The organism is Streptomyces albipurpureus (genome assembly GCF_023701525.1).
Lineage (GTDB): Bacteria > Actinomycetota > Actinomycetes > Streptomycetales > Streptomycetaceae > Streptomyces > Streptomyces albipurpureus.
This window is the reverse complement of the sequence record NZ_JAMQAW010000088.1, coordinates 1-11,730: the sequence shown is the minus strand read 5'-3', so window position 1 is coordinate 11,730 and position 11,730 is coordinate 1. Positions and strand designations below refer to the sequence as shown.

The following is an 11,730-nucleotide window of genomic DNA, read 5'->3' as shown; positions in this document are numbered from 1 at the left end:
CGCCCCGACCTCACCGCCGAACGCTTCATAGCCAACCCCTTCAGCGCCTTGGGTGCCCGGATGTATCGAACCGGGGACCTAGCCCAATGGCGCACAGACGGCATCCTGGAGTTCCTAGGCCGCGCCGATGCGCAGGTGAAGATACGCGGATTCCGCATCGAACCCGGCGAGATCGAGGCAGTTCTGACCTCACATGACTCAGTCGACCAAGCAGCAGTCCTCGCCCGCGAAGACCGCCCAGGCGACAAACGCCTCGTCGCGTATGTGGTTCCCGCCGACTCCGGTGTTGTGCCGTTGATCGATGTGTCGGTGTTGCGGGGTGTGGTGGCGGAGCGCCTGCCGGACTATATGGTGCCCACCGCCTTCGTAGCACTGGAAGCCTTGCCGCTGACACCCAACGGGAAACTCGACCGCAAGGCACTTCCCGCCCCCGACGCCACTCCCAACACCTCTGGCCGCGGTCCGCGCAACGCTCGGGAAGAAGTGCTGTGTTCGCTGTTCGCCGAGGTCCTCAGCATGGCCGAAGTCGGTATCGATGACAGCTTCTTCGAGCTGGGCGGGCATTCCCTTCTCGCAACGAGGCTGATCAGCCGTATCCGGTCGGTGCTGGATAGCGAGGTGTCGATTCGGGCGTTGTTCGAGGCGCCGACCGTGGCAGGCCTCGCCCAGCGCCTGGAGAGTGGAGATGACTTCGATGCCTTCGACGTACTTCTGCCGATCCGCGCAGGAGGAGAGAAGGGAGGAGAACCGCCGGTCTTCTGTATGCATCCGGTTTCGGGACTCAGCTGGTGCTATTCGGGCCTGCTGAGGCATATACCGCAAGACATTCCAGTCTATGGGCTACAGATACGTGGAATGATGAGCGCTGCCCCTCTCCCGTCCAGTCTTGGCGAGATGGCAGCCGACTACGTCAAGGTCATTCGCTCTGTCCAGCCCGAAGGGCCCTACCGACTCCTCGGATGGTCCCACGGCGGGCTCCTCGCGCATACGACCGCGGTGTTGCTGCAAGAAGAGGGCGCGGAGGTCGACATCCTGACACTGCTCGATGCCTACCCCCATGAGGGGGCTCCCGCGTCAGGCCCGGAAACAAGGCAAGAACTCATCGCCGCTTTGGCCGAAGGCGCTGGATACAAGATTCCTGAAGGCAGTGAGACCGAAGACCTTTCTGTCATTCTCCGGGATTACGCAGAACGTCACTTGGGTGGTGCGCTTGCCGGATTGGAGATAGACGCAGGACAGGCCTCGCAACTGATGACCGCGATTCATAACAATCGTTCAGTCGGGCGTTCCGCCAGACTGGGCAAGTTCGATGGTGACTTGTTGTTCTTCACCGCGGCAGTCGACAACCACATGCCCGCGACCGCCTCGGAGGCATGGGCCCCGTACATTACGGGGGAAGTGCATGAGCACAAGATTCAGTGCGATCACGTCAGCATGATGCAGCCCGCTCCGCTGGAGGAGATTGGCCGCAGGCTCCGCGCCAAACTAACTGAGCCGACGGACTGACAACCCACCGGCCAGCAAGGCGCAGTCCCGCAGGCGGAGCCCCTGGTCTCCCTCGTACTCCATGGCAGACCAGGGGCAGGGGCCGCGCAGTTGACCCGTTCACAGCCTCCGTCCCTCACAGGAACTATTCGACGGTGATCGCCCCGACGAACAGAATTCGACTGCCTTGCAGGCCAAGGGCTACCACTCCAGGGGCAGCGAGGCTATCCGGCCGACAGATCCGCACTTCCGGGAGGAGAGTTCGGACTCAAAGCCCGGAAGTCGCCCACCCGGCAATCTCCCGAGGAGTGCGGGAAATGCCACAGCCAGCTGTGTGCGGGACGGTTGCTGGCCCAGGGCTGGTGAATGTCGTACCCGGAAGGTCGACGGGGTTCTTGGTCGGCTGGCTCCGAGTGCGGCCGCGGTGAACACCGGCGTCGGTTCGCAGTCGGTCAGATGCACGGTGATGTCCCTGGCCCACAGGGACAGGGGGGAGCCGACCAGATCAGCTCCCACCTCGGCCCACGGTGCGCGGTATGGGTTACCTCGTCCCTGTTGTGAAGGTGCGTGGACTACGAGCAGTACTTGACCAGGGCGGACAGACGATCGAGCCCCGACTCTATGGATTGTGGATCGAGTTGGCTGAGCGACAGACGGATCTGATGGGAGCCGCCGTTCCCCGCGTAGAAGTGCGACATGGGCGTCCACAAGACGCCATAGTCCTTGGCGGAGCGTTCGAGCAGTACGTCGTCGGCCTCGAAGGGCACCGTCAGGGTCAGGAAGAAGCCGCCGCTCGGCGTGTTCCAGGTGACCTGCGGGTCCCCAGCCGCGGACGTCCCGAATCGACTTTCTAGCCCCTTGAGCATCAGGCGCAGATTGCGCTGATAGAGCTCGATCTCCCGGTGGTTCGCGGCCAACAGGCTGTGCCCGTTGTCCAGCAGAGCACCACCGATCACGGCCTGGGCCAGCGGTGCTGTGTTCACCGTGAGCATGCTTTTGATCGTGGAGAGGTGATCGGCGAAGAGGGACACCTGACCGCTGCCGTCGCCTTCGGCCACTCTCTGGTCGGCCACTACGTATCCCACACGAGCACCCGGCAGCACGGTCTTGGCGAATGAGCCCAGGCGGACGACACGGCGTTGTGTGTCCAGTGTCTTGAGCGAGGGAATCCGTGCCTTACCGGCGAAGACCCCGTACGCGTTGTCCTCAAGCAGGAGCAGGTCTTCCACCGCCGCGGCGGAGAGCAGCTTGCGGCGAGTCTCCAGGTCCAGGCTGATCCCGGTCGGGTTCGCCGCGTCCGGGATCACGTAGAGCGCGCGGGGTCGCAGTCCGGCCGAGCGGGCCGCGGTTGCCTGAGCGGTGAGATCGTCGAAGTCAATCCCTGTCGGACCACTGCGGACCGGCCACACCGGGCAGTCGACCAGACGTGCCGCGCCAGCGAGACCTACGTAGGTGGGAGAGATGGCCAGGACGACGTCACGGGCGTCGGCGCGCAAGGCACGCAGGACAAGGAACATCGCCTCCTGGCATCCAACCGTGACGACGATCGAGTCGCTCGTGACGTTGATGCCCTCGTCGACCGCGAGCTGACGGCTCACCAGGTCGTGGATGATGCCCTTGGTCCGGCCGTACTGGAGGACGGTTCGTTTGGCCTCTGCCTCATTCATGGACCGTTCCTGACGGAGATGGGCCACGAAGACATCGACGTACCGGTGTACTTCGTCAAAGTCGAAGAAGTCCTCAAGAGGGCGGCCGGCCGCGAACGAAATGGCGTCGGGGTACCGGATGGCGACTTCGTTGAGGAAGTTCATCGAGGCCATCGCGGGGTCTGCCAGCGATCCGTGAAGTCCTTCAAGCCGCAGGTCAGAACCAACCTGCTGGTGCTCCCGCTCAGAATCGTTCATCGTGTTCCCTCCTGCGTTCACAGGGCATAGGCAGGGTGCTCAAGTGGCGCGCTGCCTCCAGATCGGGGCATCCGGCGAGCGTCATCGCGTGGCGAAGCTGTTCGGCCAGCAGCGACAACACCTGGTCACACCCCTGTTCCCCGGCGGCTGCCAGGCCCCACATCGCGGGTCGCCCGAGAAGGACACCCTGTGCACCGAGGGCGAGTGCACTCAGTACGTCGGAACCGCTCCGGATGCCGCTGTCCACGAGTACGTCGCAGTTGCTGTCGTCGACGCCCTCAAGGGCGCTCACCACGCTGGGCAGCACGGCCGCGGTGGGCGCGGCCTGGTCGAGCTGTCGCCCTCCGTGGTTGGACACCACCACGGCGGCAGCTCCTGATCGGGCTGCGAGCACGGCATCCGCCGGGTCGAGCACCCCCTTGATGATCAGTGGCAGGTGCGTGCGCTCACGCAGCCATTCGACATCGCGCCATGTGATGGACGACGAGAAGGTCGCGGCGGTATGAGCGGCAACCGCCGAACCGTGGCGGGTCTGCTGGTGCGCCCCGCTCTTCGCTCCGCCCTCCAGGTTCACGGCCCGGACCGAGTCCGGTAGGGAGAACCCGTGCCGAACGTCCCGGAGCCGTCGTCCCATGAGCGGCACATCCACGGTCAGCACCAGAGCCTCGCAACCGATCTTCTCGGCCCGTTGCACCAAGTCGATCACGGCTGACCGGTCTTTGAGCCAGTACAGCTGGAACCACGTCGTCGTACCGGTCGCCGCGATCTCCTCCATCGAGACACTGCTCAAGGTACTGATGGTGAAGGGCACTCCAGCGGTCGCGGTGGCGCGCGCCACCGCGAGTTCGCCCTCTGGGTGAAAGAGGCGCTGGTACGCGACCGGGGCCACGGCAAGGGGAAGCGCGGCGGCACTGCGCACCAGACGCGTCGCGGTGGTGCAGGACGACACGTCGACGAGGATGCGCGGCAGGAGCGCCACCCGATCGAAGGAGGTCCGGTTGGCGGCAAGCGTCAGCTCCCGCTCGGCACCGCCCTCAAGCCAGTCCCACGCCTCCTGGCTCAGTTGCGAACGCGCCCGGTTGGCGAGATCGTCCAGCGACACCGGCGGGGCGCCGTCCGCCGGTACGACGTCCGGCTTGCTGGCTGATGCGGTCTCGGCCTGTTGGGACACGCTCATTCCTGTGCTTCGCTTGCGGAGCGCTGCAGTTCCACGGCCTCGTACAGGGCACGCACATTGTTGCTGCCGAACGTACGGGCGCGGATCCTCTCGATGACCTCGAAGAAGAGAGTTCTCCGCGGGTGCACGGAGCGTGTGAAGATCTGGAAGAGCTGGCCGTCATGGTCCTGATCCACCAGGACGTTGAGGTCGCGCAGTTCGTCGATGGAGTAGCGCAGAGGGGTCAACCTGTCAACGAGCATCTCGTAGTAGGTGGCCGGTGTGCGCAGGAATGGCACACCGCGCTCGGCCATTGTGCCGACCGCACGCGAGACGTCGTCCGTCGCGAAGGCCACGTGCTGGACCCCCGCACCGCCGTGATCGGCGATGAAGCTCTCGATCTGGCCGGCCCTAACATTGGGCATGGGTTCGATCAGAGTGAACGTCACATCACCGGAACGGCTCTGTACGACGGTGGAGTCCATCCCCATCGGCCCCACTTCGATCTTCTCTTCGAAGATCACCTGCATGTCGAAGACATCGGTGTAGAAGCGTGTGACCTCAGGTAGCTCCCCCATGGGAAGACAGACGGCGAAGTGGTCGATGGACCTGAGACCGATCGTGTCCGCGTCGCCGACACCAACCGGGACGGGCAGCCCGGGAATCCGGTCGCCGGGCACATCCGGGTGCCGCTCGACCAGCGTGTGAACCACATCGCCGAAGCCGGAGACCGTCGCGGTCACGCATCCGTCGGCATCGTTCGGGGAGAGCACATTCACGGCTCCACGTGTCACCAACTCCGCGTGCGTGGACTTCACATCGGGCACGCTCAGCGCGATGTTCGCCACTCCGTCGCCATGACGCTGGACATACGTCCAGGCGGGATGCTCGGGCACGAGGGCCTGGGTGAGCAGGAGCCTTATCTGGTTCCGCCCCACGAGGGCCGACTCGTGTGCCCCGTCCGCTTCGACCCGGGTGGGAGGGACCAGTACTTCGAAGCCGTACCAGCTGCTCAGCTGCTCAAGGCTGCTCCGCAAATCGCTCACATAGAACTCAACGTGGTCCATGCGCAGGCTTGCCGAGATGGGGCCTTCAGCGCCAATGAATGAGGACGCTGCTTCAACGGTGTTCGAATTCATTGAGTCACGCTTTCCTTCAGATGCTAATGTGCGATGGGTGGATGTACACCAAAAGCGACAAGTGCCAATACGGCATGAGAGACTGACCATCGAGCTTTTGCCGCGCATCACTCAAATCGGCCTTACAGCCAGCCCAACACTCCATATAGGCGGTTTACCTGAACCTTGGCGCCGATCCTATGTCCGTGGTCGCGCACTCACCTGCACGTCGCTTGAGAGTGCATAGTCGTCACGAGGCGAGAAGAGTCCGAGTACCTCGTCCAGAACGCCCTCACGAGGCCGCCCCGCCTCGACCAGCAAATCTGGCTCTGCCTGAACCAGTGAATAGTCGTGCGCCATCCTGGCCCTACCACCGCCCGTGATATTCAGCAGAACACAGGCATCGCGATCGATCCACCCGCCGTGAGCAGACGACAGCAGCGACGCCGTAGCCACTGCGGCAGCAGGCTCGATGTCAATGCCCTCCATCTCCTTCATGAGCCGCATCGCCGCCCTCGCGGATTCCCGGTCAACAGTCAGGACATCTCCCCCGCTTTCGGTCAGAACGTCATAGACTCCGGAGTGGACTCCATATGGCGGATACGGGTTCGTCAACTCATCCGCGAAGGCGTTACGCGGAGACCATGCCGGACTGCAGGGCGCGTGCACAGGAGCACGCTTCCCATTGCGCCAGGACCGGTAGATTGGGGCAAACCCCTCGTTCTGAGAGAACATCAACTTCGGCAACGCCGCGTCGGTCCCGACCGAAGTACGAAAACGTTTGGCGCCCTCGTGCACGGCGATTCCGCCCGCGGCGCTCCCGACCGCCTGGAAGTAGTACTCGGGCAGACCACCGATCTCTTCCACTGCGGAGTACATCACCGTACCGAGGCCGTCCCGCCGCCCCACATTCCGAACGCCGCCCTCCAGGTAGAAGCCTGGGTTCTCGGCCACGTCCTCAGACAGCGTGATCGCATCGGAGTAGTCGGCCCCTGCCAACACCACAAGTCTGACCAGCGGATGCAGCGGTTCCCTCAGCTTGAACTTGCTCAGTCCCGTCTCTGGAACTATCAGCAGACAGGGTCTGCCGGACCGGGAGCAGACGGAAGCAAATGCCGCCGCGGTGTTACCGGCAGATGCCACGACCAGTACCGTGCCGTCATCGGGCATCCTGCCGAGAACCGTATAGGCCTCCAACTCCTTGAAGGTTCCGGTCTCCAGAAAGCCTCCCTTCTCCGGCCAGTATCCGTTGAAGGCGATCCAGAGGTTCGACATACCGAGAGAGCGAGCAAGCCCCTCACTGCGGAAAACCGCCGTACGACCAGAGTTCGGCACGCTCCGGACCACCGGGAGCCACCTCCGATAGCGGAAGACTCCCTCCTCCGTTGCGAGTGGCTCGAATTTTTGCTCCATGTATTCGGTATGGAGCAGGGCAGGATCATGAGCACCTGAGCAGGACAAGGCCAGTCCGTCATCAAACTGACGGCTACCGCACAGCGGACAGACGAGATGGTAGTGACGGCTCTCTGGATTACTCACCGTGCTCCGTTCGGAAGTTCACACCGATGAACTCCACCCGCGTCATTGGCGCTACTCAAATTCCAGGAGTGATACGCACAACGCGTTGGGGCGGACATTGTCTACAAGGCTGGTGCAACGAAAGAGCAGCAACCTCGTAGGCGTTGCTTCTACGCAGGAGATGCGTGTACGGCACTGGCCTACTTGGGATTCTCAGGCCTCCTCATCGGCCTCAGCTTCGGCCGTGCAGGTGCTCCGTCATTCAGTTCCATGTGCTTGCTCAGCCCGGCGACAGTGGGGGTTTCAAACATGGTGCGGATGTTGATCGTCACCCCCATAGCCGATCGAATCCGGCTAACGAGTCGGGTCGCTAGCAGTGAGTGTCCGCCGAGGTGGAAGAAGTTGTCGTCGATTCTGACCTCGGTGATGCCGAGGATCTCGGCGAACAGTGAACACAGCACTTCCTCACTGGAGTTGCGTGGCCCACGGCCCGCTGGTGCCGACACAGATTCGGGTGCGGGCAGAGCACGCCGGTCCAGCTTTCCATTCGGTGTCAGCGGCAACGCTTTCAGCACCACGAAAGCGGAGGGCACCATGTAGTCCGGCACCCGACCGGAAACCACACTCCGCAATATCCCCGCATCCACCGGCACACCGGCACCAGGACGAGCGTCGGGTTCAGCTTCGGCTTCGGCTTCGGCTTCGGCTTCGGCGGGGACCACGTAGGCGACCAGGCGTTTGTCACCTGGGCGGTCTTCGCGGACAAGGACTGCTGCTTGGCTGACGCTGGGATGGGTGGCGAGGGCGGTTTCGATCTCACCGGGTTCGATACGGAAACCTCGTACCTTCACCTGCGCGTCCGCCCGCCCGGCAAACTCCAGGACGCCGTCCGCGCGCCACCGCACCACGTCTCCGGTTCGATACATCCGCTCACCCGTGCCGCTGAACGGATCCGCCACGAACCGCTCTGCTGTCAGGGCAGGCTGATTCACATAGCCACGGGCCAGCTGAAGGCCGACGACGTAGAGCTCGCCGGGCACACCGACGGGCACCGGCGACAGCCCCCCGTCGAGAACGTAGACCCGGGTGTTCCACATGGGCCGGCCGATGGGGACTGTGCCCGTCAGTTGGGCCTGGTCGGGTACGAGGTAGTCGGTGCAGCCGACGGTAGTCTCAGTGGGACCGTAGTGGTTGACGACAGACACCTCCGGGTACGCGACCCGCCAACGCATGACCGCTTCACCGGACAAGGCCTCACCACCCAGCATGAGTTGACCATCCCCCGTAAGGATCTTGTCATCCAGTAGTGGCAGATGGCTGGGCGTCACCTTCATGAAAGTGGCCGCATCCCCCGCAACGGGCGTCGGCTCCGCCGCGAGCGCCTCCCATGGAACCACCCGTACACAACCCCCAGAGATCAACGCGCCATAGAGCGCGGTCACTCCAATGTCGAAGGACACCGAGGCATGCGCCACCGTGGTGCCCCGCAGATGCGGGTAAGCCTCAGAGCAGCGCACCACATAGTTGACAAGCGCCTGGTGGGTGATGGTGACACCCTTGGGCCTACCGGTGGAGCCGGAGGTGTAGATGACGTAGGCGGGATGCTGTGGCAGCAGCGCACTGACACGGTCGGTGTCGGTGACATCCATGCCGTCCAAACCCGCGATCTCGGTGCTGGTGGTGTCATCGAGCAGGACACATACCGTGCTCTCATGGCCCGGCAGTTGGCTCCCGGTCTCCGTGTCGGTGAGCAACAGCACCGGGCGGGCATCACCGAGCATGTGCGCTACACGATCACGCGGTAGGTCCGGATCGATGGGCACATACCCGGCCCCCGACTTCAGAACCGCCAGGAGGGCCACGATCAGCTCCACCGAACGCGGCAGAGCCAACGCCACCAACCCTTCCGGGCCGGCACCCTGACCGATCAGATACCGGGCCAGCCGATTCGCCCGCGCGTTCAGCTCACCGTAAGTCGCCTTCTCATCCTCGAAGGTGACCGCCACCGCATCCGGCGATGCTGCGGCCTGCCGCTCGAACAGCTCCGTGAACGCCACGTCCGGCACCGGGTGTTCGGTGTCATTCCACGTTGTGAGGATCTGCTCACGCTCAGCCGGCGAAAGAACGTCGATGCTGCCAACCGACGCATCCTGGTCGGCGACCACCGCCTCCAGCACCCGAACCAGACGCCCGACCAACGCTTCGACGGTGGTTCGATCGAGCAGGTCCGTGTGGTAGTCAAGGCGGAACCGAAGACGCTCCCCCGGTACAACAGCCAAGGTCAAGGGATAGTGGTTTCCGGTTTGACCCGCTTCCTTCGTCAAGGAGAACCCAGCCGTCGGGACGTTGGCCTGGTCGAGGTCTACGGGGTAGTTCTCGAAGACGATGACGGTGTCGAAGAGTTCGGCGTGGCCGGTGAGTTTCTGAACGGCGGCCAGGCCGAGGTGCTGGTGAACCTGAAGCTCGGCTTGCTCTTGCTGGAGCCGACTGAGCACCGTACCGACGGATTCATGAGGCCTCAAGACCACCCTGACGGGGATGGTGTTGATGAAGAGGCCGACCATGGTTTCGATGCCGGGGATTTCGGGCGGACGGCCGGCGACGGTGGCACCGAAAACGATGTCAGTGCGTCCGGTCATGCGGGCCAGGAGGGTGGCCCAGGCGAACTGGATGAGGGTGTTCAGTGTGACGTTGTGGGTGGCGGCTGTGGTCGTGAGCTGGTGGGTGAGGTGGTGGGGTAGTTCGAGGGCGAACTGCTGCGGCAGTTGAGGGGTACGGGTAAGACCGGCAGGGGTGAGACGGGTGGGCTCGTCGATGCCGTCCAGGGCATGCCGCCAGGCGGCCTCGGCGACCTCCTGGTCCTGTCCAGCGATCCAGGCGAGATAGTCACGGTAGGGGGTGACGGGGGGCAGGGAGTGGTCGTCTCCGTGGTGGGCGTAGAGGGTGAACAGTTCCCGCATCAGCACGGGAAGGGACCAGCCGTCCAGGAGAATGTGGTGGTTGGTGAAGACCAGCCGGTAGCGGTCGGGGCCCAGGTGGAGCAGGGCGAAGCGGAGCAGTGGCGGGTCGGTGAGGTCGAAGCGCATGTGCTGGTCCCGGTCCAGCCAGTCCGCGACGGCCGCTTCCCGCCGGTCGGCGTCGAGGTCCGTGAGGTCGATGTCCTGCCAGGGTAGTTCGTTGTTACGGGGGATGATCTGGACCGGCTGGGAGAGGCTTTCGTGGAGGAACCCGGCGCGTAGGTTGGCATGTCGGCGTAGCAAGGTGTGTACGGAGGCCTTGAGCACCGCGATGTCCAGCTTCCCCTCCACCCGGAAGCACAGTTGGGTGGTGTAGACGTCCTCGCCCTGCTCGTCGTAGAGGGAGTGGAAGAGCAGACCCTCCTGCAGCGGAGCCAGAGGAAGCAGCTCCGTTGCATCGGGCCGGCGAGTCTCCAGGCGGTTGATGTCGGCCTGGTTGAGGTTGAGTAGGGGCAGGTCTGAGGGGGTGCGGCCGCCGTTGCCGGGAAGGCTGGCGTGCTGGATGAGGGCGGTGAGTGCCTGTTGGTAGGCCTCGGCGAGATCGCTGACGTCGGTGTCGTCGAGGAGGGCCTCTGGCCAGGTCCAGGTGAGGGTCAGGGTCGGGCCCTGGGGGGTGTCCTGGGTCAGAGCGTTGATGGACAGGGTGTGGGTCATGGGCATGGCGGGGTCGGTACCGCTGCCCGCCGCGGTGTTCTCGCCGGCTGCCGCCCAGTCCTCGGGCTGACCGATGGAGAAGCGGCCCAGGTAGTTGAAGGCGATCTGCGGGGCAGGCAGCTGGGCCAGCTGGGTGGCGGTGTCCGGGTTGAGGTGGCGCAGCAGGCCATAGCCGATGCCGTGATCGGGCACCGCCCGCAGTTGTTCCTTGACCCGTTTGAGGACCCGGCCCAGATCCGCACCACCGGCCCAGGCCTTCGCCTCGTTGAAGATGCCCGGGTCCAACCGGACGGGGAACATCGAGGTGAACCAGCCTACAGTCCTCGATAGTTCCGCCCCCGCCACACTCTCCTGCCGTCCATGTCCCTCCAGATCGACGAGCAGGCCGGCGGCACGTTGCCCCCTCCGGGCCCGCCACCGCCCCACCGCCAACACGAGTGCACTGAGGAGTACGTCGTTGATACCGGCGTGGAAGAGCGCGGGCACCTCGGTCAGCAATGGCTCGGTCTGCTCCGGTGGGAGTGACACCGTCACCCGCCGCGCACTGCTCGCCACATCTCGGGCTGGATCCAACACCTGCTTACCCAGCTGGGGGTCGGTTCCACGCAGCATCTTGTGCCACAACGCTAGTTCCGCGACCCGGCCGGGGGTACAGGCTTCCTCGGCCAGGGTTTGTGCCCAGTGGCGGAAGGAGGTGCCGACTGGTTGCAGAGCCGCGGGCCGATTTGCTGTGGCGGCTTCCCATGCCTGCTGTAGATCCGGTAGCAGGATCCGCCAGGACACTCCGTCGACTACGAGGTGGTGGACCACTACGAGTAGGCGGCCTGAGGTGGTGGGTCCGGCGTCGAACCAGACTGCCTGGACCATCGTCGCGTCCG

At 64.2% G+C, this 11,730-nt stretch carries 7 protein-coding genes; 1 reads left to right on the top strand and 6 read right to left on the bottom strand.

The window, feature by feature from the left end; genetic code table 11:
- Positions 1-1,506, top strand: a 1,506-nt coding sequence (locus NBG84_RS36875) for a thioesterase domain-containing protein (RefSeq protein WP_250924077.1), incomplete at its 5' end; no start/stop codon positions are given.
- A gap of 180 nt (positions 1,507-1,686) precedes the next feature.
- Here NBG84_RS36875 and NBG84_RS36870 read toward each other — a convergent pair.
- From NBG84_RS36870 to NBG84_RS36845, 6 genes are all read right to left on the bottom strand, one after another.
- Positions 1,687-2,001 carry a hypothetical protein gene (locus tag NBG84_RS36870; protein WP_250924076.1) on the bottom strand — a complete coding sequence of 105 codons (315 nt, stop codon included), beginning with the start codon at positions 1,999-2,001 and terminating at the stop codon, positions 1,687-1,689.
- Positions 2,002-2,057: 56 nt separating this feature from the next.
- Positions 2,058-3,389 (bottom strand): aminotransferase-like domain-containing protein, encoded by a 1,332-nt coding sequence (locus NBG84_RS36865; RefSeq protein ID WP_250924075.1) that lies wholly within the window; start codon positions 3,387-3,389, stop codon positions 2,058-2,060.
- Entirely contained in the window at positions 3,376-4,560 is a 1,185-nt protein-coding gene (locus NBG84_RS36860; protein WP_250924074.1) for an alpha-hydroxy acid oxidase, read from the bottom strand. The genes NBG84_RS36865 and NBG84_RS36860 overlap by 14 nt, the downstream gene beginning before the upstream one ends.
- Positions 4,561-4,562: 2 nt before the next feature.
- Complete coding sequence (gene hppD, locus NBG84_RS36855; protein WP_250924073.1) at positions 4,563-5,612, bottom strand: 4-hydroxyphenylpyruvate dioxygenase; 1,050 nt, start codon at positions 5,610-5,612, stop codon at positions 4,563-4,565.
- Positions 5,613-5,861: 249 nt separating this feature from the next.
- Entirely contained in the window at positions 5,862-7,202 is a 1,341-nt protein-coding gene (locus NBG84_RS36850) for a cysteate synthase (RefSeq protein WP_250924072.1), read from the bottom strand.
- Positions 7,203-7,381: 179 nt separating this feature from the next.
- On the bottom strand, positions 7,382-11,730 hold a 4,349-nt coding region (locus NBG84_RS36845; protein ID WP_250924071.1), incomplete at its 5' end, for an amino acid adenylation domain-containing protein.